Genomic DNA, 22,055 nt, shown 5'->3' with positions numbered 1-22,055 from the left:
AGCGAGCCCGATGAGCCACGCGCAGTCGCACGTCCAGACCCTGGGTAGCCGCGTTTACCGCTTCGACGGTTTGCGCACGCTGCTGGCAAAGGCCAGCGCGCCGCGCTCTGGCGACGAGCTCGCGGGCCTCGTTGCCGAGACTGAGGAGGAGCGCGTAGCCGCCCGGCTCGCGCTTGCCGATCTGCCGCTGCGCGCCTTCCTGGACGAGCCGCTGATCCCGTACGAAACGGACGAGATCACACGCCTCATTCTCGACAGCCACTCCGCGCAGGCTTTCGCGCCCATCGCGCATCTCACGGTCGGCGAGTTCCGCGAGTGGCTGCTGGCGGACAGCACGCAGGCCGCGACACTCGCGGCGGTCGCGGACGGTCTAACGCCCGAGATGGTGGCCGCCGTTTCGAAGCTGATGCGCAATCAGGATCTCATCGCGGTGGCTAGGAAGCGGCCTGTGGTCACGCGTTTTCGCAACACGATCGGTCTGCCGGGTCATCTCTCGGTGCGCCTGCAGCCCAACCATCCCACCGACGACGTGCGGGGCATTGCCGCTTCGATGCTCGACGGCCTGATGTACGGCTGCGGCGATGCCGTGATCGGCGTGAATCCCGCTTCCGACAATCTCGCCGCCATCGTGCGCCTGCTCGAGATGATCGACGGCTTTCGCGAGCGTTATGCCGTGCCGACGCAGTCATGCGTGCTCACGCACGTCACGAGCACGCTCGCGGCCATCGAAAAGGGCGCGCCCGTCGATCTCGTGTTTCAGTCGATCGCCGGCACGCAAGCGGCGAACGCGGGGTTCGGCATCTCGCTCGCGCTGCTCGACGAGGCGCACGAGGCGGCGCTCGCGCTCGGCCGCGGCACGATCGGCGACAACGTCATGTACTTCGAGACCGGCCAGGGCAGCGCGCTCTCGGCAAACGCGCATCACGGCGTCGATCAGCAGACCTGCGAGGCGCGCGCCTACGCCGTTGCGCGGCGCTACCGGCCGCTGCTCGTGAACACGGTGGTCGGCTTCATCGGGCCGGAGTATCTCTACGACGGAAAGCAGATCGTCCGCGCGGGGCTGGAAGATCACTTCTGCGGCAAGCTGCTGGGCGTGCCGATGGGCTGCGATATCTGCTACACGAACCACGCGCAGGCCGATCAGAACGACATGGACACGCTGCTGACGCTGCTTGGCGTGGCGGGCGTGAACTTCATCATGGGCGTGCCTGGCGCCGACGACGTCATGCTCAACTACCAGAGCACGTCGTTCCACGACGCGCTCTATCTGCGCGACGTGCTCGGGCTGCGTCGCGCGCCGGAATTCGAGGCGTGGCTCGCGCAGATGCAGATCGTCGATGCGCGCGGCACGCTGCTGGGCGCGTCGGCCGAGCCGCCGCTGCTGGCGCAGGCGGCGAACTGGGTGGAGGGCGCATGAGCCGGGGACCCGTCGAGGCGAATCCATGGGACGCGTTGCGCCGCTATACGCGTGCGCGCATTGCGCTGGGCCGTGCGGGCAGCGGTCTGCCGACGGCTCCGCTGCTGGCGTTCGAGCTCGCGCACGCGCAGGCGCGCGACGCGGTGCAGCAGCCGCTCGACGCCCCCGCGCTGCACGCGGCGTTGCACGAGCGCGGGCTGGCGTCGCTCGACGTCCACAGTGCCGCGCCCGATCGTGACCACTATCTGCGCCGTCCGGATCTCGGCCGACGGCTCGATGCGGCAAGCCTCGCAGCCTTGCGCAGCGCGGTAGCGCAACCCGCCGACGTCGTCTTCGTGATCGCGGATGGGCTTTCCTCGCGTGCCGTCGCCACGCATGCGCTGCCGTTGCTCGATGCGTTGCTGCCGAAGCTCGAAGGGTGGCGCGTTGGCCCGTTGGTGGTCGCACGCCAGTCGCGCGTCGCGCTGGGCGACGAGATCGGCGAGAGTCTGCGCGCGGCGTTCGTCGTGATGCTGATCGGCGAACGTCCGGGCCTGAGCTCGCCGGACAGCATGGGTCTTTATCTGACCGCGGCGCCGCGTGTCGGCCGCACGGATGCCGAACGCAACTGCATCTCGAACGTGCGGCCGGAAGGGCTCGGCTATGCGGCCGCCGCCGCGAAGCTGCACTACCTGCTCACGCGGGCGCGTGCTTTAGGCTTCACGGGCGTCAACCTCAAAGACGACAGCGACGACGCGCTCGACGATGCGCGCACCGAATCGCCCGCGCCGCTGTCCGCGCCGCGCGACTGAGTGCGCCGCATTTCAAGCGTCTGCCCGCGCGACCGGATGCGCGGCAAGCCATGCGCTTTCGTCGTCGTCGAACAAGCGCGAACGTGTGAGAAAGCGCAGACCCGTCGGCCGCTCGAGCGAAAACATGCCGCCGGTGCCCGGTATGGCGTCGATGATGAGCTGCGTGTGCTCCCAGTATTCGAACTGCGACGCGCTCATGTAGAACGGCATGCCGCCGATCTCGCCGAGCCGCACGTCCGACGTGCCGACCATGAACTCGCCGGCCGGAAAGCACATCGGCGCGCTGCCGTCGCAGCAGCCGCCGGATTGGTGAAAGAGCAGTGGGCCATGCTCGTGCGCAAGCCCTTCGATCAGCGCGAGTGCGCCAGGGGTGGCAATGACGCGTTCAACCATACGGACTGACTCCTTGGACTGGGAGGTAGACGGCGGGCGGCGCGCCCAGCATCGGACGGCCGCCCGCCGGCCCGATCAGAAGAAGCCGAGCGGCTTTTCGCTGTAGCTGACGAGCAGGTTCTTCGTCTGCTGATAGTGGTCGAGCATCATCTTGTGGTTTTCGCGTCCGATGCCCGACTGCTTGTAGCCGCCGAACGCCGCGTGCGCCGGGTAGGCGTGGTAGCAGTTGGTCCACACGCGCCCGGCCTGGATGGCGCGGCCGAAGCGGTAGGCGCGCGTGCCGTCGCGGGTCCAGACGCCCGCACCGAGGCCGTAGAGCGTGTCGTTGGCGATTTCGAGGGCTTCGTCTTCGGTCTTGAACGTCGTTACGGAAACGACCGGCCCGAAGATTTCTTCCTGGAAGATGCGCATCTTGTTATGGCCGCGGAACACGGTGGGTTTGACGTAGTAACCGTCGCCGAGCTCGCCGGCGAGCCGGTTGCGCTCGCCGCCCGTCAGGCATTGCGCGCCCTCCTGCTTGCCGAGGTCGATGTACGAGAGGATCTTTTCCAGTTGCTCCTGCGAGGCCTGCGCGCCGATCATCGTTTTCGGGTCGAGCGGATGGCCCTGGGCGATCGCCTCGACGCGCTTGATCGCGCGTTCCATGAAGCGGTCGTAGATCTTTTCGTCGATCAGCACGCGCGACGGGCACGTGCACACCTCGCCCTGATTCAGCGCGAACATCGCGAAGCCTTCGAGCGCCTTGTCGAAGTAGCCGTCGTCGTGATCGAGCACGTCGGCGAAGAAAATGTTCGGGCTCTTGCCGCCCAGCTCCAGCGTGACCGGAATGATGTTCTGGCTCGCGTACTGCATGATGAGCCGGCCTGTGGTGGTCTCGCCCGTGAAGGCGATCTTGGCGATCCGCTTGTTCGACGCGAGCGGCTTGCCCGCTTCGAGACCGAAGCCGTTCACCACGTTCAGAACGCCGGGGGGCAGCAGGTCCTGAATCAGCTCGATCAGTACGAGAATCGAGGCCGGCGTCTGCTCCGCGGGCTTGAGCACGACGCAGTTGCCGGCTGCGAGCGCGGGCGCGAGCTTCCACGTCGCCATCAGGATCGGGAAGTTCCACGGAATGATCTGGCCGACCACGCCGAGCGGCTCGTGAAAGTGATACGCAACGGTGTCGTGATCGATCTCGGAGATGCCGCCTTCCTGCGCACGCACGCACCCCGCGAAGTAGCGGAAATGGTCGATGGCGAGCGGGATATCGGCGGCGAGCGTTTCGCGCAGCGGCTTGCCGTTGTCGATGGTCTCGGCGACGGCCAGCGTCTGCAGGTTCTGTTCGAGGCGGTCGGCGATCCGGTTCAGGATATTGGCGCGTTCGGCGGGCGAGGTCTTGCCCCAGGCGGCTTTGGCCTTGTGCGCGGCGTCGATCGCGAGTTCGATATCGGCCTCGCGCGAGCGCGGCACCGACGTGAACGGATGGCCGGTGATGGGCGAGACGTTATCGAAGTACTCGCCGCCGAGCGGCACGATCCACTCGCCGCCGATGAAGTTGCCGTATTGTTTCTTGTACGGGAATCCGGTGGTCAGGAACTGCATTTCCGCGTGATTCATCGTTGTGCTCCTCTGTTCTCGATATCGATATGGACGGGCGCGGCGCACCGCGCTACCGCGGGGCGTTAACGCCAGAACCGTGCCAACGCGCGCGACGCGGTGGCGCATCGGGCACGGGCGCGCCCGGATGGATGGTGCATGGCGCGGGGAGCCGTCGAGTGGGAGTAAGGGGCGCGCCGCGGCTGAACAGTCTCGCGGCGCATTGCTCAAAAACTGAACAGCGGGGTCAGGAAGTTCTGCGCTCGGGCCGCGTTTGCTGTAGGCTTTGCGGCCGTTATCGTCAGGAGGAGCCGTATGTCTGAATCGTTCGTTTGCCGCAACCAGTCTTGCGGTACGCCTTGGGAACAAAGCGACGTGGTTATCAAGAACGAAGGCCAGGGGCCGCTGTTCCGCTGCCCGCTTTGCGGCGCGCGCAATTACCTCGAACAATTCGAGGACGACGAGGGCAACGTGGTCTACGAGCAGGTGGACGGCAAGCCGTTCCTGTGAGTGCAGCCGCCGGGCTGCCTGAACCTGGCGCAATGTCGTGGCTGGCGGCCGGATCGACTGAAGGATTGCTAACGTTCGAGTTGCTGGCCAACCCTACCTATTCAACCTGATAGCTGGTGCGCGTACCGTGGCGATCTAAAGTAGATCCATACGATAAGAAACGACGCAGTAGCCACACGGGGTTAGCCATGACATTCGTCGAACAGGAAATTGCGCACATCGCGCATGTGATGCCGCCGTCACTGACTGGCGACTTCGAAACGCCGGTGATGGGCGTCTCATACTGGCGCAAACGCCTCTATACGCTGCTCAAGCAGAACCACCTGACGCACGTCCAGCTTGCCACGGTCGACATGCTGCTGCGCCAGCTCGACGGCTTCGAGGCGCGTGGCCGCTGGCTGCCGCGGCCTGAAAAGAAGGCGTTTCGGGTCCGGGCGCTGGCTTGAGCACGCCGTTGCTGTTGATTGGTTTTGCGTGCGCAGCATCGCCTGATGCGGAACCCGGAAAGCAAAAAGCCCGGTCGCGGTGACCGGGCTTTTTGCTTGATATCCTTGGTGGGGCGTGAGTGACTCGAACACTCGACCTACGGATTAAGAGGGTAGGATTCAAAGGAAATTTCTTTTAAAATCAACACCCTGTTTCGCTCGCTAGCTTGGAACGTAGTCTCAAATAGTTGCAATTCGGGTGACTGTAGCTATGCGTAGCTACGTTGACGCTACGCCCCAACCAGTCCCGCTTGGTTTCTTGGATGCCGATTGGTTGAGGTTACCGCTTGAGCGGCATCCTTGTGGATGGCCCATCAGGTCAATTTTCAGAAAATAACCAGCGTTGTGTTTCGGCTTCGATCGCTGCACTGCGATCAGGATCACTCTTCGAGGAGACGAAGCAATCGTGAAATTCTGGTCCGGTTGTGCAATAACGCAGCCGAATGGCCGATAGCATGTCAAGCGCGACTTTGCATGCTTGAATAGGTTGATCTTCACTGGATGAAGATGATTCGGATGCCACTTGAATGGCATCGGGTTTCAATTCCTGTAGTACAGAAGCTTGATAGAATATATTCATGCCCGCACGATCTTGGGCCTGGCTATTTCTGATGCCAGTATTGAAGTCTACAAAAATCGCAATAGCAACCAATGCCCCGAGTAAAAGATTGGTGAGAAAGTTTGGGCCGCTATCCTCTCCATCGGCAATGCACCGAAGTGCCCATAGAGCCCCAAAGAAAATTGCTATCCGTGGAGAGGTTAAATCAGGGACGTTGTGCTCCAATGAAAAAAGAGAACTAGCCGCCTGCTGCATCGTGGAAAGCGCAGTGAATTGTCCTTCTGCGACGGCGGCGATGATATTATTTATATTGCATTGTATCGATGGTTGCGAGAAGGAATTCGCAATAGAGGTGCCAAGTGAGACGATTGAAATTATTAAGTTGATAGCGGCTAGGAAATACCAATTCCATAGAATGGAAAGGGCAATTCTGATATTTGAAAATATATCATTCATATTTTTATGGTGTGCGTCATGAGATGGGCTTATCCGCCAGTACGACTTCGCATCGGAAAGGGCGTACCTTTTTGCCAAGTCACGGCTAATCTTTGTCCCTCCTCTAGTTGGCTTGCAGCTAACTTGTCAGCCAGCTCATCTCTGTCGCGGATTGCCGAGTCATCTCCCGCCGCAGATGCAAGGTTATAAAGCATATAGGCAATTACCTTGTCAGACTTGACCCCGAAGCCTTTGTAATACATCAATCCGAGATTGTGTTCCGCTTTGGCGTTACCTTGGGTAGCAGATTTTCTAAACCAATCCAATGCCGACCGATAATTTTGCGGGACACCTTGGCCATCGAGGTACAGGCTACCGAGATTGTTTTGTGCATAAGCATCGTCTTGGTCGGCTGCTTTGTGATACCAACTCGCGGCCGCTTGATAGTCTTGTGGAACTCCTTGACCATTGGCGTATAACAGCCCGAGACTGTATTGCGCATCTGAGCTATTTTGATCGGCAGCTTGGCGAAACCAATTGGCGGCTGCCTGATAGTTCTGCGACACACCATGTCCGTCGCGATACATGTCGCCGAGGGTTACCTGAGCGAGCCTGTATCCCTGGTCGGCTGCTTTGCGGAGCCAAGTGGCGGCTGTCTGATAGTTTTGTGGAACGAATTCGCCGTTGTAGTACAGAGAACCAAGAGACAATTGAGCTAAGCCATAGTCTTGGTCGGCCGCTTTTTGGATAAGACTTATCGCAGTCTGTTCATCCTTCGGAATTCCGATGCCATAGAAATACATAGTGCCCAAGTGGAATTGGGCATCGGGATCATTTTGGTCAGCTGCCTTGCGGAGCCAACTAGCCGCTATTGGGCGATCTTGCGATACACCGTGCCCGTCGTAATACATCTTGCCGAGATTTAATTGGGCAGCGGCACATCCTTGATCAGCTGCTTTATGGAACCAGCCTACTGCCGCCTGATAGTCTTGTGGCACGTTTTGTCCATCCCGATACATCTCACCGAGGTTGTTTTGTGCGTTGGCATTATTCAGATTTGCAGCTTTGCGAAACCAGTTCATCGCCGCCTGATAATTTTGTGGGACACCCTGACCATTTAAATACATCGTGCCTAAGTTGTTTTGCGCATCGGTGTTACCCTGATTTGCAGCCTTGCTGAACCAGTTTATTGCTGTCTGATAATCTTGTGGAACCTCTTGGCCGCCGAAATACAACACACCGAGATTGAACTGCGCGAGTATGTGGCCCTGATCAGCGGCTTTGTGGAACCAGTTCACAGCTTCTGGATGGTTTTGCAAAACACCTTGACCACTTTCATACACTATAGCGAGATTGTACTGGGCATCTGCGTTACCTTGTGTCGCGGCATCCGTCAAGTCGCGAAGTGCAGTCTGGTAATCTTTTCGCTCCCACGCCGCTGTTCCTTGCTTGTTTAATTCTTGGGCCGATAGCCCTTTCTCCGGAGCTGAACTTTGGGCCAAAGAAATTGTAGGTATTGCTGCCAGAATAGCTAGTGATATAGCAAGTTTGGAAGTGCGGGTCATGATTTACTAGATATTGGAGTGATCACACAAAATCAATTTGGTGGCACACATTAATGTGCAGATCAAGCACTAGTAGGAGATGTACTCCTTTGCTGCATCTAAAGTGGCTTTATCCCGAGAAAGCTGGTTATATGGCGCACCATCCATATATTCGTGATTACTGAAATCTTCAACGCTATCGGGGTTCGGTGTTAGTACCACTTTCGTGATTTTGGCATTCTGAATATCCAAAGTGGTCCATGCCGTATCGCCAGAAACAAAACCAACCGTAAATTCTCTATTTACCGTTTGGTTGGGAGCCAAGCCGTTTTCATATCTATCAGACAAATCGCTTTCGGCAATGGGGGTATCGTTGCCATTGATATACAGTTTCGCGTGCCAACTTAGAGCGCTGACAGGGAGTGAACTATTGTTGTGTATAGTCGTTTCCACTTTGGGCTGTAATCCAAAGAAGTCTTTGGCAAGGTGGAATGACGTATCTGTAGCTTGAATTTTTGTAATCTGGTGCAGCGTGGCGTCGTACTGCGGAATCTTTGCTTGCAGCGCACTAATCTGAGTTGGGTACGTATCGCTGACGAGCTTGGCTTCTCCGTGGATAATGTCCCGTAGTGTTTTGTTTGGATAGCGCTGACGAATGTCGGCGATAGTTAAATCCGATACTGCCCAATTGTATGCCTGTTTGTCCTTGTCGCTCATTTCTCCACTCGCGGTGTTTAGGGACGCTTTGAAATCGTCATCGGTGCCGCTAGTATTAAGTTTTCGGTCCACACCCTTGCCGCAGGCCGAAAGCAAGGCTGTAATGCAGGCAATAAGTACAAATTTCTTGAAATTCTGATGCATGTTTAAATCCCCGTGCGTAGATTTTATTTGTGGGTTTTGTGCGGCAAGAATCGTACTATTTCTTATGGAGACTTCGCGTGTAGCGCAACGGGTATGCCGACCGAGATGTTGGCGGCTCGAAGCTCATTGAGTGTCACGGCTGGGTCTTGCGTTGAAGAGTAGGCGGTGACGCATCCAGCAAAGGTGCACGCTTCATTTACGACGAGTAGCTGGGCATTCAGCCTTCGTTGAGCCTTATCGCTTTTGGTCGTGTAGGGCGCCTCGTTTGTGGGATCTTGTACCGCATCCATCACCTGGTTACTCAGGAATTCAGCATTTGAGCAGGAGTTGAGCAACATACATAGCGCGGCGTTGCCAATTACGCCGGCAACCATTTTTCCTGAAATAGGATTCGACGGCTCATCAGTGGTTTGGTAATGCTTGGGATCGCCCGCAAAAATTTCCCTGATAGTAATGAGTTGGGTCTTCCTGTTCATTTCTACATTGAATCCTTCTGACGCCAAGGTTTGATTCAGCAGGTCCGCTTCGTTGTCACGACCATCAAGCGACGATGCGTGCACAGTTGGGCTGCCCCAGAGATGCTGCAGCGTGGCAGGACCATGGGTTGCTAGAACGTTGATGTTGCCTTCACGCATCAAGATCGGACTTGAGCTGCATCCTGCCAATGCAGTTATGCATCCGATGATCAACAAGGCCGCTAGATTTTTTTGCATATGGTACGTCCCCCTCGATCTTCGTTCATGGGCCTCCTTTACTCGTGCGAAGAATCCAACAGACTCTCCAAGGTGTTACGACGTAGCTTTCGGGAACTTAATGCATGGCTCGTGGAATTGTTGCGTCCAACCATCGTTAAGCGCCGCTTGCGAGTAGCCTCGGCAATGTTCCATGCGGCCGTTGCTGCACGCAATGCTAATCGTAGTATGTAGAATGATAGTATGCGGAGACGGACAGTGTCGATATGTCCGTCCATCCTTCCGAATGTCCGCTTGTGAGTCTGTTCGCGGCCAATGTGCGCTGCTATCGACTAGCGCTTGGTCTTTCCCAGGAGGCGTTGGCTGAGCGGGCGGGGGTGCATCGCACCTATGTTGGGATGCTGGAGAGAGGGGAAAAGAACGTCACCATCTACAATATTGGGCGCATTGCAGCGGCATTGGGCGTTTCCCCTGATTCCTTATTAAGGCAGCAGTTGGTGCGAGATTAAATGCGTCTCCACATATTCGGCAGCGCATCCAAAATCTCAACACCTGTGGTCGGCAATAATTCGGATAGCGTCTCGATGTTTTCTTTCAGAATTTCGAGAATAAAATTTCGAGCATCATCGTTTAATGAAAATTCTAGGTTGATTCGGAGTTTTTGTGAACCTTTTGTAATTTTATGGACCTCGCCTAAATGAATTGCTGATTTGATTAGCAGGTCTTTAAGATAAAGCCCATCTGCCTCGTCGAGGAAATCATTTTGAATTGATTCCGTGATTGGAAATCTTGTTTGTTCTAGCCATCCCATTTCGATGGCTTTGTTCTTTATTTGATGAAATTTCTCATCGACAACCCCTTGCCCTGAATTTATCATTCGCCTCCATTGGCGGCCCGAGTGCTCATCACCTCTTGCGCCAGTTCCGAGGTTGAACGCTATCTCGAAATCCTTCGCTGTTAGACGCTTCTGTCCAGCTTCTTTTCTGGATTTATTCGCGTTTTCGACTATCTGCTTGCACATGAATGTAGTCATGGCGGCGCGATATTTTTTATCGGTTTTTGGTTCCCCATTCTCTTTTCGAGAGTCTCGGGGTAAAAGGTAATTGAAATTTATATATCTACCTTCAGTAAGTTGCTTTAAAAATATCTCCGAGAAATAAAAATCTCGATCAATCTGTAATTTCATCCACTGATGAGCAGATCTTCCCTCAAAGACACGGCTCAACCTCAACGCCATGCCAGCTGATAGGGATATTTCCCCATCAATCAGTTTAGTCAGTTCAATTCTTGATGTCGCTAATGTTCTGGCAACGGTTTCAAGATTTTTCTGGGAAATATTTTTCTCTCCAATTAAGTCGCGAAGAATATTCCCAGGATGAGGTGGAATAGTGGGCCGAAGTTTTTTCTTCTCCGTCGACGGAAATTTCTTTCGTTTTCCTTTCTCTGTCAGAGGGGCGCCTTCAGGCGCTGATTTTTGGGGGCGGCTCATTCAATGGCTCTAGGACAAAATTTCTGAGAGGTGTTCCGAATTTTTGGGCGTGTTTGTCGACGCTGCGGTTTCTAGAATCGGCTCCGAAACTGTCCATTCCGGGCAGTAAATTGGAGGTCAGATGAAAGACGCATGCATCAACCTGTCTGTTCAGCTTAGGGGCTGGGATAGGCTGTCCAAAGGTAAAACCAGCTCCCGAAATTACAACACACCTGCGCAATCTTCGATTGCCTCGGCTGCCCCGTCTGAGCGGGAGCGTGTATGGCCACGTTTTTGTCCGGCACCTGACCACAAAACCGCCAACCCCTTGATTTTGTGGGGGCTGTGATGGCACGTCGCAATTTTCTCAAAACTTCGGTGAGCTGCGCCCAATTTGATGCGATCCGCAAGCGCGCCGACGCCGAAGGGTTAACAGTTTCGGCGTTCATGCGGGCCGTGCTTGATCGCGCTGTTGAGGGGCTCAGCGTCGTGGACGCGATCCGTGACATCGTCGCGACCCCGCCTGCGACGGCTACCCCTGACGCTTGGCGCGCGATCCAAGAAACATTGCAACTGGTGCGTTTGATGGCCAGTCATGGTCACCCACAGGCCGCTGCACGCATCACCGCATCCTGCAACCAGCGCCGCCAGGAGGCATTGTGATGGCTCATGATCCGTTAATTCAGCAAGTCCACACCATCCTGCTGCGCGTGGTTCACTTTGTGGTGTTCGTGCTCGTCCAGAGCGTTCTCCTGTGGGTGGTATGTTGGCAGCAGCTGGGAGACTCGTGGCTCGATGCGTTGATTCGGCTTTCGAGCGTCTGGCCGCTTTCTTTCGAATCGGTTAATAGCCTCCTCGCGATGCTGATCGCATGGACTAGCGTTTTGCAGACGACCATTCTGTTTCTCATTATTGGTCGCTGGTGGGCTCGCAAAGCAAATGTCGTGCATCGCCGTGGCAGTCGCTTCATCGATGAGCGGGGAGGCTGAGCCCATGCGTACGCGTCCTGCCACTTTCGGCAGACGCGCCTCCCAGCGTGCTTCTATCACGCTGGGAGGCGTTAGCCTCCCCCCCAAAAACGAGACCCTTCATACCCTGCTCGTCGGCTCGACAGGCGTCGGCAAGACCACTCTAATTGACGAGGTCTTGGCGGGCCTTGTCTCCCGTGGGGATCGCGCCATCGTGGTTGATCCTGGTGCGCATCACCTAACCCACTTCGGTGGCGACGGCGACATCATCCTGAATCCGTTTGACCAACGCGGGCAGGGGTGGACGATTTTTAACGAAATCCGGAAAGATTTTGATTATTTCCGGTTGGCAAAATCCCTCATTCCCGACGGTCACGGCCCCGACGCGAGCTGGCATTTCTATTCGCAAATCCTCGCTGCCGAGGGCATGCGCGTTCTGATGCGGCAGGGAGAAAACACGACCATGCACTTGCTCGACCGGTTGACTAGTGCGACGGTCGAGGAGTTGGCGAAGCTCCTTTCGGGAACGCAGGCTCAGGGGCTGTTCGACCGCGATGCGGGTCGGGCGCTGGCCAGCACCAGATTCATTCTGACCACATATCTGAATTCCCACCAGTATTTGCAGCCAGGGAGCTTCAGTCTTCGCGACTGGCTGGCGGACGGAGATAGCAATCTGTATATCACCTGGCGAGAAGACATGCAGGCAGTCATGCAGCCCCTGATCGGCTGCTGGGTCGATCTGCTGTGCAATGCCGTGTTGAGTCTTCAGCCGTCTCCGGATCGCCGGTTGTGGTTGTTGCTCGACGAACTGGGAGCACTGGGCCAATTGAGTTCATTGGAAGGCGCACTCACGAGGGGGCGTAAACATGGTCTCTGCGTGATCGCCGGGTTGCAATCGACGGCTCAGCTTGACCGCGTGTATGGGCGCGAAACGGCTATCAGCATTCGCTCGTGTTTTCGTAATCTGGTGGTGCTGTCGTTATCGCGGAGCGATCCGGATACCAGCGAAATCCTCTCGAAGGCGCTTGGAGACCGTGAAATCGACCGGGTGCAATACAGCACTCAATCCGGTATGCAGGGAATCTCTCGCGGAGAAAGCTTGCAGCGTTCGACGGAACGTCTGGCATTGCCGAGCGAGCTGACCCAGCTCGCCGATTTGACCGCCTATGTTGCTCTGGCTGGTAACGAGCCCGTGCGGCAGGTTGGATTTTCCCCAGTGCTCCGGCCTGCCGTACAGATACCGTTCATGGAGGGCTCATGCTGAGCATTGCTATAGTAAAAAATAGTGGTGCTGCGAGCACCTATTATGCTGAGACTGACAATTACTACACCGGGGATCGTTCACCATCGCAGTGGATGGGAGCTGGTGCCGAGCGCATGGGGTTGGCCGACGCTGTGGACGCAACGACGTTTACACGCCTTCTTGATGGGCACCTGCCGAATGGAAGCCACATTCATAATGCTGGCGATGGACGACGAGCTGGCATCGACCTGACATTCTCTGCGCCGAAATCGGTATCGATGCAGGCGTTGATTGGTGGAGATAGCCGCCTGGTCGAGGCGCATCAGACCGCCGTTGGGCGAGCACTCGATTACGTACAGGGACTTGCTGCGTACCGTGTAACGGACGGGGGGCGAACCGAGCTTCAGAAGAGCGGCAATCTGTTGATCGCCAGCTTTTTGCATGACCTCTCGCGCGAGACCGACCCGCAATTACACACGCATGCGGTGCTGATCAATGCAACGCAGCGGGCCGATGGCGAATGGCGGGCGCTGGAGCCGGGCGAAATTCTGCGCCAGAAAATGCTTGTCGGCGCACTGTACCGTTCAGAGTTGGCGCTGGAGGCTCTGCGGCTTGGGTATGACATACGTTTGACCCATGCCGATGGCCGATTCGAGCTTGTCCATATTTCCGACCGCCAGGTCCAGGCGTTCAGCCAGCGCAGTCAGGCGATCACTACCGCTCTTGCCAATGACGGTCTGACAAGGGCAGATGCGACCCACACTGAGAGACAGCGGGCGACGCTGGTCACGCGTGAGGCCAAGGGCGAGGTGAATCGAGCTGCATTGCATGAGACGTGGCAAGGAAAAAGCCACGAGCTTGGCATCGATTTTTCATTGCGGCGTGCCCTGGAGCTGTCTACGGTCCAGATTGATCCGGCGAGTACACGAGAAGCCGTCGCGCACGCCATTGCACATACGACCGAGCGCCAGTCCGTCGTGACTGATGCGCAGATTTTGCGTGCGGCATTGGAGGTGGGCACGGGCGGTACCAATCTTGATGCAATTCGGGCCGAAATCTCGCATCAGCTTGCCGGTGGCTTGCTGATCGCGCAGGATGGACGCTACACCACGCCAGTGGCTCAGCAGCGCGAGCGTGAGATTCTTGCGATGGAGTTGCGCGGTCGAGCAGCCGTCGAGCCGATCATGGATGGACAACAGGTTGGGTGCATCTTGTCCGCTTCGAATCTGCGCTCGGGGCAGCAGGCGGCAGCGGCGCTCATGCTGGTGACGGATAGCAGGGTGAGCGCCATACAGGGGCTGGCCGGAACGGGTAAGACCGCTATGCTGGGCGTGGCGTCGCCGGTCGTGCATCAACGCGGCTACCAGCTCGTTGGCATTGCGCCATCTGCTGCCGCAGCTCGGGAACTGTCCGGGGTGGGCATCAAGAGCGAGACCATCGCAGCATTCATCAACCGCGAAGCGCCGGGGCTCACGCCGCAAACCGTACTGATCGTAGACGAAGCCGGTATGGTATCAGCCCGAGACATGCATGCCATTCTGTCCCGCGTCGAGCAGGCGAATGCGCGGGTAGTGCTCATTGGCGACGTACAGCAGCTCCAGGCTATCGAGGCGGGTCGACCATTCGCACAGCTTCAGGAGGCTGGCATCGCACGCGCCGAGATGAGCGAAATTCTCCGGCAGAACGATGCGCGTCTGCGCCATGCCGTGGAGCTGGCTGCACGTGGCGACGGTGCGCGCTCGTTGTCGGCTCTCGCCCGGAATGTGATCGAAATCAATGATGGCCGCGAGCGCCACCAGGCCATTGCGCGAGAGTTTTCCGGGTTGTCGCCGGACGAGCGTAAGGCATCGTTGATTGTTGCTGGCACCCGCGCGGCTAGAGCCTCTATCAACGAACAGGTTCGGACAGCGTTGGGGCTGGCGGGGCATGGGGTCATGGTCGCCACGATGGAGCGTAAGGACCTGACGATGGCGCAGGCCCGAAGTTCCTTGTCGTATCAAGCTGGGGACATTGTCCAGGCTCAGAAATCGTACGCATCGCTGGGAATCGGTCGGGGCGACTGGGCTCGGGTTGAAGAGGTATCTCAAGGGCGCGTTACGCTGCTCCGTAGTGATGGGGGGCGCGTTGAGTGGCATCCGGCCATTCAGACCAACCTGAGCGCGTATCAACTGGTTTCTCGGGAGCTGGCGTTGGGCGATGCTGTCCGGCTAACGGCGAACGATTACGGACGTGAAATTGCAAACGGAGATCGGGCAATCGTCGCGGGCATCGATGTCGAACGACAAACATTGACGCTCAGCCGGGAAGACGGCCGGCAACTGATACTCGATGCGTCGCAACCGCTGCATCTCGATCATGGCTACTGCGTGACGGTTCATGCATCTCAGGGGCAAACCGTCGATCGTGTATTGGTCGAGGCCGACAGCCACAGCATGACGATGAGCGAGAACGCGTGGTACGTCGCGATTTCTCGCGCCCGGGATGAGGTCACGATTTATACCGATGATCGCTCCATGTTGTCCGATGCCGTGTCGCGTGAGAGCGCCAAGGGCGCTGCGCTGGAGCTGGATTCAGCCGGTCAGCATCGGCATGACGGCCCGGAAATCGGGGGTTGATGCATGGAGACGTTCACCCTGCAACAGGCCGCCGAGTTCCTGAAGATTCATCCAGTCACGCTGCTGGAAAAGGCGAAAACCGGGTCTGTTCCTGGTGCCAAGATCGGCAAGCGCTGGGTTTTTCTCAAAATTGACCTGATCGAACACATCCGGTCACAATATACGCGGCGAGCGTTGCAGGGTGACACTGCAAGGAACGAAATATGTCACTCTTCAAACGCAAGGACTCCCCCTATTGGTGGGTCAAGCTCACGCCCCGCAGTGGACCGGCAATACAGCGAAGTACTGGGACTGCCGACAAGGTAGCGGCCCAGGAATATCACGACATGCTGAAGGCGTCATTGTGGGAGCAAGAGCGTCTCGGGGTTAAGCCCAAGCGTTCTTGGCGTGAGGCGGTTGTTCGCTGGCTGGAGGAAACCTCGGAGAAGGCTACGCATAAAGAGGACAAGCGGAAGCTGGTATGGCTGCATGCTTATCTCGGTAGCCTGAATCTCGATGAAATCACGATGGATGTGATCGATCGAATCAGGTCTGCAAGGCTTAAAGAGGGTTCGAAAGGCACATGCAACCGTTACTTGGCACTGGTTCGAGCCATCCTTCTTCGGGCACGAGACGAATGGGAATGGATCGACAAGGTGCCCAAGGTCAGGCTCTTTAAAGAAGCAAATAACCGTGAACGGTCGTTGACCCCGGAGCAGGCCCGCAGCCTGCTTCAGGAGTTACCGGAGCATCAGCGCGATTGCGTGCTGTTTGCCTTGGCAACGGGTTTGAGACAGAGCAACGTCCTCAAGCTGGAGTGGGCTCAGGTGAATCTGGAGCTGCGCCATGCCTGGGTGAAGGGTACGCAATCAAAGAACCGCCGCCCTATTGCGGTTCCGTTGAGCGAGACGGCGATGGATGTACTCAAGCGACAGATTGGGCGGCACCCCCAGCGAGTTTTCACTTTCAGGGGGCGGCCGATCAATTCAGCGAATACGAAGGCTTGGCGGGCCGCCTTGATGCGGGCTGGCATCGCGGACTTTCGCTGGCATGACTTGAGACATACCTGGGCGACTTGGCAGCGGCAGGCGGGAACGCCGACCCATGAGCTACAGAGATTGGGTGGGTGGAGAACTGGGGCGATGGTGGAGCGCTACGCTCACTTGGCACCGGATCACCTTGCTGTCGCAGCATCGCGGTTGGATTCCGTACTCGTAGATGCAGCTACGCTGTAGCTACGGCGCCAGAAATGAAAAAGGGTTCCAATCGCTTGGAACCCTTTAAATACTTGGTGGGGCGTGAGTGACTCGAACACTCGACCTACGGATTAAGAGTCCGCTGCTCTACCAACTGAGCTAACGCCCCCAACAGAAGCGAAATTATGCAGGATATTCTGAGTCTTGCCAAGTCCTTTTCGCAAAATTCCTGAGAAAAGTTGCCCGTAAGCTTGACCGGCCACGCAAGCCCTCGCTCGCAGCCCCCCGCGCATTAAGTCCATTACGCGCGGCGCGGCGCCATCCCGGTATGATGTCGCCACACCACACCTGTACTTGACTTGAGCCGTGCGCCGGCCGCTTCGCTGGAACCGCCGCCCGGACAGCATTCAGAAAGGCAATCGATGGACGACAAAGCAATCGACGCGCTGCTAGAGCGCGTGCTTGCGCCGTGGGTGCGCGCGCTCGGGCTGAAGCCGGTCGAAGTCAGCGACGAGAGCGTCACCTTGCGCCTGCCGTTTTCCGGCGAACTGCGTCACGCGGGTGGCGCGATTTCCGGCCAGGTGTTCATGGCCGCCGCGGATACCGCGATGATCGTCGCCATTTCGGCGGCGCTAGGCGAGTTCAGGCCCATGACGACCGTGGCGCTGAACACGAACTTCATGCGCGCCGTCCGCAAGGGCGACGTGCTCGTCACCGCCCGGGTTCTGCGCATGGGCCGCAATCTGGTGTTCGGCGAGGTGGAACTCTACGACGAAGACGGCCGCATGGCCGTTCATGCAACATCCACCTATGCGCTGCTCGACGAGGCGCGCCCCTAGGCTGGAAGGAACCCCAACGCATGTTCGATCAGGTAGTTTTCGCCGGCGGCGGCAACCGCTGCTGGTGGCAAGCCGGTTTCTGGGACGTCGTGCAACCCGAACTGCAGATCCGTCCGCGCGTGATCACCGGTATTTCGGCAGGCGCCGCCACGGCGTGCATGCTGTACACGCGCGACGCCGACTGGGTCATGCGCTATTACGAAGACGCGCTGCGCCACAACAAGCGCAACGCGTACTGGGGCAACCTGCTGCGCGGCGAGTCGGTGTTCCCGCATTACCGCATCTATCGTCAGGCGCTGCTCGACATCTACGGCGAGCGCTTCGGCAAGCTCAAGGACGCGCCCGAGATCCGCATCGGCGTTTCGCACGTGCCGCGCTGGCTAGGCGCGCGCAGCGCCGTCGCGGCGGGTCTGATCGCGTACAACATCGAGAAGCACGTCCGCAAGACCCTGCATCCCACGCTCGGCCGCGCGCTCGGCTTCCGCCCGGAGTTCGTGACCGCGCAGGCGTGCGCGAGTGTCGAAGATCTCGCCGACCTGATCCTGCAATCTTCCTGCACGCCGCCGTTCACGCCGGTTCTGCGGCGCAACGGGCGTCCCGTGCTCGACGGCGGCATGGTCGACAACGTGCCGGTGGGCGCGCTCGACGCCACGCCCGGCCGCGTGCTCGTGATGGTGACGCGGCTCTATCCGCGTCCGCAGATGTTCGTCGTGCCGCATGGGCCGCAGGGCGAGCAGCAGCGCATTTACGTGCAGCCGTCGGCGAGGGTGCCGATTTCGAGCTGGGACTACACGAGTCCGCAACAGATGCCGCACGCGTACAACCTGGGGCGTAGGGATGGCGAGCGTTTCCTCGAACGCCTGCCCGAGGTGCTCGAAGCCGCCGCGCACGTGTAAGCGGCGCCGCGCGCGGTGAGCTACGCGACGCCCGGTCGTCGCGCCTGCCTTACTTGCGCCGTCCGCCCTGCAGCGCGTCCGGATTGGCGACGCTCGACGTGTCGCCGGCATCGAACGCCAGGATGTTGCGGAACGCCGCGCTGAAGTACAGCTCGTAGCTTTCGCGTTCCACATAGCCGATGTGCGGCGTGCAGATCACGTTCTCCATGCGCAGCAGGCTGTAGCCTTGCAGGATCGGCTCGCTTTCGAACACGTCGATCGCCACCATGCCCGGCCGGTTGTGCGAGAGGGCGCCGAGCAGCGCATTCTCTTCCAGCAGCTCCGCGCGGCTCGTGTTGACGAGCAACGCTGTCGGTTTCATGCGCAGCAGGTCTTCCTGCTTCACGATGCCGCGCGTGTCGTCGTGCAGCCGCAGGTGCAGTGAGAGCACATCGCTTTCCTCGAACAGCGCTTCGCGGCTCGCCGCGGCTTCGTAGCCGTCCGCGCGCGCCGCTTCGAGCGAATGCTCGCGACCCCAGACGATCACGCGCATCCCGAACGCCTTGCCGTAGCCCGCCACGAGCCGGCCGATCTTGCCGTAGCCCCAGATGCCGAGCGTCTGTCCACGCAGCACCTGGCCGAGCCCGAAGTTCGGCGGCATGGCCGAGGTCTTCAGGCCGGACTGCTGCCAGGCACCCTGCTTGAGGTTCGCGACGTACTGCGGGATACGCCGCTGCGCGGCCATGACGAGCGCCCAGGTGAGTTCGGCGGGCGCGAAGGGTGAGCCCGAGCCTTCGAGCACCGCAATGCCGCGCTCGCTACAGGCCTCGATATCGACGTGCGGTCCGGCACGGCCCGTCTGGCTGATCATGCGCAGATGCGGGAGTTTGTCGAGCAGTTGCGAGCTGATGCGCGTGCGCTCGCGGATCAGCACGAGGGCTTCGACTTCGGAGAGACGGCTCGCAAGCTGCCCGAGTCCACGTACGGTGTTGTTGAAAACCTTGACCTCGTGGTCGGCGAGCAGTTGAAAACAGTCGAGCTTGCGGACGGCGTCCTGGTAGTCGTCAAGGATGGCAATTTTCATGGCACGGGTTTGTGATCTGCCGCACCGTTATTGGTGCGGCTCGTGTTCATCTGGTGGTTTTCCCACTATGCAGCACGCGCAGGGCTGGTATGAATAGCTAAAGCTGTTTGCGTGCGGAGCGCCTCGCGTTATCCCCAGTCGTTGCGGGCACCACGGTTGCTCTTGCATGTGATGTATCTGGCGCGGGTCTTGCCGCGAATTTGCAACTTTTAACAGCTTGTCGGGTTCGGATGCAAGCCGCTTTACAGACGGTTGCGAACCCCTGCTGAAAGGGCCTTGACGACCTGCCCAACTGCGCGAACCGAACAGGATGCTGATTGCCGTCAAGCATTCGCTTCGCAGCCGTTGCGCCTCTCGCTTGCAGCGTCGAAAAGGGCCGAATCCTGTTTACAGCCCTGAATGGAGAACGCTCGATGAATCATCCCGACTTCCAGGCCCAGGCCGCAGCGCAGGTGCCTGCCTGGGTGCGCCACCGAAAATTGGTCGAATGGGTGCAGAAGGTCGCCGCGCATACGCAGCCGGACCGCATCGTCTGGTGCGACGGTTCGCAGGAGGAATACGACCGCCTGTGCCAGCAGATGGTCGAAGCCGGCACCCTGCGCAAGCTCAATCCCGCGAAGCGGCCGAATTCGTATCTCGCATGCTCCGATCCTTCGGACGTTGCGCGCGTGGAGGACCGCACTTTCATCTGCGCGCAGCGCAAGGAGGACGCCGGACCGACCAACAACTGGATCGCGCCTGCCGAAATGCGCGCGACACTCGATGGCCTGTTCGCAGGCTCGATGCGCGGCCGCACGATGTATGTGGTGCCGTTCTCGATGGGGCCGCTAGGCTCGCCCATCGCGCATATCGGCGTGGAGCTGTCCGACAGCCCCTACGTGGTCGTCAACATGCAGATCATGACGCGCATGGGCCGGGCGGTCTACGACGTGCTCGGCGAGGACGGCGCGTTCGTGCCGTGCGTGCACTCGGTGGGCGCGCCGCTCGCCGCAGGCCAAAAGGACGTGCCGTGGCCCTGCAACGACACGAAGTACATCGTCCATTTCCCCGAAACGCGCGAGATCTGGAGCTATGGCTCCGGCTATGGCGGCAATGCGCTGCTCGGCAAGAAGTGCTTCGCGCTACGCATCGCTTCGACGATGGGTCGGGCCGAAGGCTGGCTTGCCGAGCACATGCTGATACTGGGCGTGCGTTCGCCCGAGGGCCGCAAATATCACGTTGCGGCAGCGTTTCCGTCGGCGTGCGGGAAGACCAACTTCGCGATGCTGATCCCGCCGCCCGCCATGAACGGCTGGGAAATCTCGACGATCGGCGACGACATTGCCTGGATCAAGCCGGGCGCCGACGGCCGTCTCTACGCGATCAACCCGGAAGCGGGCTATTTCGGCGTGGCGCCGGGCACGAGCGAGAAGACCAACTACAACGCCATGGCGACGCTCAAGGAGAACGTGATCTTCACGAACGTCGCGCTGACCGACGACGGCGACGTCTGGTGGGAGGGCATGACCGACACCCCGCCCGCGCATCTGATCGACTGGCAGGGCAAGGACTGGACGCCCGAGATCGCGAAGGAGACCGGCCGCAAGGCGGCGCATCCGAACGCGCGTTTCACGGCGCCGGCCTCGCAGTGTCCGTCGATCGACGCGCAATGGGAGGATCCGAAGGGCGTGGCGATCGACGCGTTCCTGTTCGGCGGACGCCGCTCGACCACGGTGCCGCTCGTGACCGAGGCGCGCGACTGGACCGAAGGCGTGTACATGGCGGCGACCATGGGTTCGGAGACCACGGCCGCCGCGGCGGGCCAGCAAGGCGTGGTGCGTCGCGATCCGTTCGCCATGCTGCCGTTCTGCGGCTACAACATGGCAGGGTATTTCGAGCACTGGCTGAACGTGGGCGCGAAGCTCACGCAACTCGGCGCGACGCTGCCGCGCATCTTCTGCGTGAACTGGTTCCGCAAGGGGCCGGATGGCAAGTTCGTGTGGCCGGGTTTCGGCGAGAACATGCGCGTGCTGGAGTGGATGGTCCGGCGCGTCGAGGGCGAAGCACAGGGCGACGCGCACGCGTTCGGCGTTTCGCCGCGTTACGACGATCTGAACTGGCACGGCCTCGATTTCTCGCCGGCCCAATTCGAGCAGGTGATCTCGGTCGATGCCGAAGCCTGGCGCGCAGAACTGGTGCTGCATGCCGAACTGTTCGAAAAACTTGCGTACGGATTGCCGCAGGCTCTACGCCAGACGTGCGAGAAGCTGGGGGAGCGTCTGGAAGCCTGAGTTGGCAGAATGTGAGTGCTTACTGACAAAAGACCGCCCTCGGGCGGTCTTTTTCATTGCTGCATCTGCGCACGGCGCGACAGGCTGGCTATTCGCTTGTCGCTACGCTTTTTTGCTGCATCGCGCAAAATTGTTTCTTGTCAGGAAACAATGAACGCCTGGTTAATTCGTTGAGTAACATAATTAAAGAAAATCTTAAGAAAACCTGAAGTCTGTAGGCAACTTCTGCAGGAAATCCCTGGTCGTAGGAGAATTC

Annotated in this window: 23 protein-coding genes and 1 tRNA gene; 14 read left to right on the top strand and 10 right to left on the bottom strand. The window is 58.9% G+C overall.

Annotation, left to right across the window (positions count from 1 at the left end; translation table 11 throughout):
- Window positions 1-10: 10 nt before the first annotated feature.
- Together V8683_RS01240 and eutC are read left to right on the top strand one after the other, a co-directional pair.
- The gene (locus V8683_RS01240) at window positions 11-1,417 is read left to right on the top strand and encodes an ethanolamine ammonia-lyase subunit EutB (protein ID WP_411190466.1); all 1,407 of its coding nucleotides are present in this window, start codon (window positions 11-13) and stop codon (window positions 1,415-1,417) included.
- Complete coding sequence (gene eutC, locus V8683_RS01235) at window positions 1,414-2,208, top strand: ethanolamine ammonia-lyase subunit EutC (RefSeq protein WP_411187839.1); 795 nt, start codon at window positions 1,414-1,416, stop codon at window positions 2,206-2,208. The genes V8683_RS01240 and eutC overlap by 4 nt, the downstream gene beginning before the upstream one ends.
- 12 nt (window positions 2,209-2,220) lie before the next feature.
- Here eutC and V8683_RS01230 read toward each other — a convergent pair whose 3' ends face one another.
- Entirely contained in the window at window positions 2,221-2,601 is a 381-nt protein-coding gene (locus V8683_RS01230; protein ID WP_411187837.1) for a DUF779 domain-containing protein, read from the bottom strand.
- Between the two features lie 75 nt (window positions 2,602-2,676).
- Window positions 2,677-4,197, bottom strand: a complete 1,521-nt coding sequence (gene adh, locus V8683_RS01225; RefSeq protein WP_411187835.1) for an aldehyde dehydrogenase — start codon at window positions 4,195-4,197, stop codon at window positions 2,677-2,679.
- Between the two features lie 294 nt (window positions 4,198-4,491).
- On the opposite strand from adh, the gene V8683_RS01220 reads away from it, so the two are divergent.
- Both V8683_RS01220 and V8683_RS01215 read left to right on the top strand, forming a co-directional pair.
- Window positions 4,492-4,686, top strand: coding sequence for a hypothetical protein (locus V8683_RS01220; protein ID WP_411187833.1), 195 nt, complete (start codon window positions 4,492-4,494; stop codon window positions 4,684-4,686).
- Between the two features lie 188 nt (window positions 4,687-4,874).
- Window positions 4,875-5,132 carry a hypothetical protein gene (locus V8683_RS01215; protein ID WP_411187831.1) on the top strand — a complete coding sequence of 86 codons (258 nt, stop codon included), beginning with the start codon at window positions 4,875-4,877 and terminating at the stop codon, window positions 5,130-5,132.
- A gap of 358 nt (window positions 5,133-5,490) precedes the next feature.
- Here the strand turns inward: V8683_RS01215 and V8683_RS01210 are convergent, their stop codons facing one another.
- From V8683_RS01210 to V8683_RS01195, 4 genes are all read right to left on the bottom strand, one after another.
- Entirely contained in the window at window positions 5,491-6,186 is a 696-nt protein-coding gene (locus V8683_RS01210) for a hypothetical protein (protein ID WP_411187830.1), read from the bottom strand.
- A gap of 29 nt (window positions 6,187-6,215) precedes the next feature.
- On the bottom strand, window positions 6,216-7,730 hold the full coding sequence (locus tag V8683_RS01205; protein WP_411187828.1) for an SEL1-like repeat protein: 1,515 nt from the start codon (window positions 7,728-7,730) through the stop codon (window positions 6,216-6,218).
- A 69-nt stretch (window positions 7,731-7,799) separates the two neighbouring features.
- Window positions 7,800-8,570, bottom strand: a complete 771-nt coding sequence (locus V8683_RS01200; protein ID WP_411187826.1) for a hypothetical protein — start codon at window positions 8,568-8,570, stop codon at window positions 7,800-7,802.
- A 62-nt stretch (window positions 8,571-8,632) separates the two neighbouring features.
- Window positions 8,633-9,283: a hypothetical protein gene (locus V8683_RS01195; RefSeq protein ID WP_411187824.1), complete on the bottom strand. Its 651-nt coding sequence runs from the start codon at window positions 9,281-9,283 to the stop codon at window positions 8,633-8,635.
- Window positions 9,284-9,528: 245 nt separating this feature from the next.
- Here V8683_RS01195 and V8683_RS01190 point away from each other — a divergent pair, with 245 nt between their 5' ends.
- Window positions 9,529-9,771, top strand: a complete 243-nt coding sequence (locus tag V8683_RS01190; RefSeq protein WP_411187822.1) for a helix-turn-helix domain-containing protein — start codon at window positions 9,529-9,531, stop codon at window positions 9,769-9,771.
- Here V8683_RS01190 and V8683_RS01185 read toward each other — a convergent pair.
- Window positions 9,768-10,751, bottom strand: coding sequence for a helix-turn-helix transcriptional regulator (locus tag V8683_RS01185; protein ID WP_411187820.1), 984 nt, complete (start codon window positions 10,749-10,751; stop codon window positions 9,768-9,770). The two genes, V8683_RS01190 and V8683_RS01185, sit on opposite strands and share 4 nt — an antisense overlap.
- 327 nt (window positions 10,752-11,078) lie before the next feature.
- Here V8683_RS01185 and V8683_RS01180 point away from each other — a divergent pair, with 327 nt between their 5' ends.
- The 4 genes from V8683_RS01180 to mobF are packed head-to-tail and all read left to right on the top strand — an operon-like array spanning window position 11,079 to window position 15,556.
- Window positions 11,079-11,393, top strand: coding sequence for a hypothetical protein (locus V8683_RS01180; RefSeq protein ID WP_411187818.1), 315 nt, complete (start codon window positions 11,079-11,081; stop codon window positions 11,391-11,393).
- The gene (locus V8683_RS01175; protein ID WP_411187816.1) at window positions 11,393-11,719 is read left to right on the top strand and encodes a hypothetical protein; all 327 of its coding nucleotides are present in this window, start codon (window positions 11,393-11,395) and stop codon (window positions 11,717-11,719) included. Before V8683_RS01180 ends, V8683_RS01175 begins: the two co-directional genes overlap by 1 nt.
- A 4-nt stretch (window positions 11,720-11,723) precedes the next feature.
- Complete coding sequence (locus tag V8683_RS01170; protein ID WP_411187815.1) at window positions 11,724-12,962, top strand: type IV secretion system DNA-binding domain-containing protein; 1,239 nt, start codon at window positions 11,724-11,726, stop codon at window positions 12,960-12,962.
- Window positions 12,956-15,556 (top strand): MobF family relaxase, encoded by a 2,601-nt coding sequence (gene mobF, locus V8683_RS01165; RefSeq protein WP_411187814.1) that lies wholly within the window; start codon window positions 12,956-12,958, stop codon window positions 15,554-15,556. The genes V8683_RS01170 and mobF overlap by 7 nt, the downstream gene beginning before the upstream one ends.
- On the opposite strand, the gene V8683_RS01160 is transcribed toward mobF, so the two are convergent.
- The gene (locus V8683_RS01160) at window positions 15,512-15,703 is read right to left on the bottom strand and encodes a hypothetical protein (protein WP_411190597.1); all 192 of its coding nucleotides are present in this window, start codon (window positions 15,701-15,703) and stop codon (window positions 15,512-15,514) included. The genes mobF and V8683_RS01160 overlap by 45 nt on opposite strands.
- Between V8683_RS01160 and V8683_RS01155 the strand changes: the two genes are divergently transcribed.
- Both V8683_RS01155 and V8683_RS01150 read left to right on the top strand, forming a co-directional pair.
- Entirely contained in the window at window positions 15,617-15,862 is a 246-nt protein-coding gene (locus tag V8683_RS01155; protein ID WP_411190465.1) for a hypothetical protein, read from the top strand. The genes V8683_RS01160 and V8683_RS01155 overlap by 87 nt on opposite strands.
- Entirely contained in the window at window positions 15,760-16,770 is a 1,011-nt protein-coding gene (locus V8683_RS01150; RefSeq protein WP_411187812.1) for a tyrosine-type recombinase/integrase, read from the top strand. The genes V8683_RS01155 and V8683_RS01150 overlap by 103 nt, the downstream gene beginning before the upstream one ends.
- Before the next feature lie 54 nt (window positions 16,771-16,824).
- On the opposite strand, the gene V8683_RS01145 is transcribed toward V8683_RS01150, so the two are convergent.
- A tRNA-Lys gene (locus V8683_RS01145) sits at window positions 16,825-16,900 on the bottom strand.
- Window positions 16,901-17,153: 253 nt separating this feature from the next.
- On the opposite strand from V8683_RS01145, the gene V8683_RS01140 reads away from it, so the two are divergent.
- Together V8683_RS01140 and V8683_RS01135 are read left to right on the top strand one after the other, a co-directional pair.
- Window positions 17,154-17,570: a PaaI family thioesterase gene (locus V8683_RS01140; RefSeq protein ID WP_027793201.1), complete on the top strand. Its 417-nt coding sequence runs from the start codon at window positions 17,154-17,156 to the stop codon at window positions 17,568-17,570.
- A gap of 20 nt (window positions 17,571-17,590) precedes the next feature.
- Window positions 17,591-18,466, top strand: coding sequence for a patatin-like phospholipase family protein (locus V8683_RS01135; protein WP_411187809.1), 876 nt, complete (start codon window positions 17,591-17,593; stop codon window positions 18,464-18,466).
- Between the two features lie 49 nt (window positions 18,467-18,515).
- On the opposite strand, the gene V8683_RS01130 is transcribed toward V8683_RS01135, so the two are convergent.
- Window positions 18,516-19,529 carry a D-2-hydroxyacid dehydrogenase family protein gene (locus V8683_RS01130; protein ID WP_411187807.1) on the bottom strand — a complete coding sequence of 338 codons (1,014 nt, stop codon included), beginning with the start codon at window positions 19,527-19,529 and terminating at the stop codon, window positions 18,516-18,518.
- Between the two features lie 413 nt (window positions 19,530-19,942).
- On the opposite strand from V8683_RS01130, the gene V8683_RS01125 reads away from it, so the two are divergent.
- Window positions 19,943-21,799 carry a phosphoenolpyruvate carboxykinase (GTP) gene (locus V8683_RS01125; protein WP_411187805.1) on the top strand — a complete coding sequence of 619 codons (1,857 nt, stop codon included), beginning with the start codon at window positions 19,943-19,945 and terminating at the stop codon, window positions 21,797-21,799.
- Window positions 21,800-22,055 lie beyond the last annotated feature (256 nt).

This window comes from Paraburkholderia sp. AV2 (genome assembly GCF_054968425.1).
The sequence above is the reverse complement of the archived record's forward strand: the minus strand, read 5'-3'. Positions and strand labels throughout refer to the sequence as shown.

Bases quoted from the DNA above. Each gene is read 5' to 3' on its own strand.
- V8683_RS01240 (WP_411190466.1), top strand. From the start codon at position 11: ATGAGCCACGCGCAGTCGCACGTCCAGACCCTGGGTAGCCGCGTTTAC.
- V8683_RS01210 (WP_411187830.1), bottom strand. From the start codon at position 6,186: ATGAATGATATATTTTCAAATATCAGAATTGCCCTTTCCATTCTATGG.
- V8683_RS01215 (WP_411187831.1), top strand. From the start codon at position 4,875: ATGACATTCGTCGAACAGGAAATTGCGCACATCGCGCATGTGATGCCG.
- V8683_RS01205 (WP_411187828.1), bottom strand. From the start codon at position 7,730: ATGACCCGCACTTCCAAACTTGCTATATCACTAGCTATTCTGGCAGCA.
- mobF (WP_411187814.1), top strand. From the start codon at position 12,956: ATGCTGAGCATTGCTATAGTAAAAAATAGTGGTGCTGCGAGCACCTAT.
- V8683_RS01195 (WP_411187824.1), bottom strand. From the start codon at position 9,283: ATGCAAAAAAATCTAGCGGCCTTGTTGATCATCGGATGCATAACTGCA.
- V8683_RS01200 (WP_411187826.1), bottom strand. From the start codon at position 8,570: ATGCATCAGAATTTCAAGAAATTTGTACTTATTGCCTGCATTACAGCC.
- V8683_RS01220 (WP_411187833.1), top strand. From the start codon at position 4,492: ATGTCTGAATCGTTCGTTTGCCGCAACCAGTCTTGCGGTACGCCTTGG.
- V8683_RS01230 (WP_411187837.1), bottom strand. From the start codon at position 2,601: ATGGTTGAACGCGTCATTGCCACCCCTGGCGCACTCGCGCTGATCGAA.
- V8683_RS01170 (WP_411187815.1), top strand. From the start codon at position 11,724: ATGCGTACGCGTCCTGCCACTTTCGGCAGACGCGCCTCCCAGCGTGCT.
- V8683_RS01185 (WP_411187820.1), bottom strand. From the start codon at position 10,751: ATGAGCCGCCCCCAAAAATCAGCGCCTGAAGGCGCCCCTCTGACAGAG.
- V8683_RS01150 (WP_411187812.1), top strand. From the start codon at position 15,760: ATGTCACTCTTCAAACGCAAGGACTCCCCCTATTGGTGGGTCAAGCTC.
- eutC (WP_411187839.1), top strand. From the start codon at position 1,414: ATGAGCCGGGGACCCGTCGAGGCGAATCCATGGGACGCGTTGCGCCGC.
- V8683_RS01140 (WP_027793201.1), top strand. From the start codon at position 17,154: ATGGACGACAAAGCAATCGACGCGCTGCTAGAGCGCGTGCTTGCGCCG.
- V8683_RS01125 (WP_411187805.1), top strand. From the start codon at position 19,943: ATGAATCATCCCGACTTCCAGGCCCAGGCCGCAGCGCAGGTGCCTGCC.
- adh (WP_411187835.1), bottom strand. From the start codon at position 4,197: ATGAATCACGCGGAAATGCAGTTCCTGACCACCGGATTCCCGTACAAG.
- V8683_RS01180 (WP_411187818.1), top strand. From the start codon at position 11,079: ATGGCACGTCGCAATTTTCTCAAAACTTCGGTGAGCTGCGCCCAATTT.
- V8683_RS01135 (WP_411187809.1), top strand. From the start codon at position 17,591: ATGTTCGATCAGGTAGTTTTCGCCGGCGGCGGCAACCGCTGCTGGTGG.
- V8683_RS01130 (WP_411187807.1), bottom strand. From the start codon at position 19,529: ATGAAAATTGCCATCCTTGACGACTACCAGGACGCCGTCCGCAAGCTC.
- V8683_RS01190 (WP_411187822.1), top strand. From the start codon at position 9,529: ATGTCCGTCCATCCTTCCGAATGTCCGCTTGTGAGTCTGTTCGCGGCC.
- V8683_RS01175 (WP_411187816.1), top strand. From the start codon at position 11,393: ATGGCTCATGATCCGTTAATTCAGCAAGTCCACACCATCCTGCTGCGC.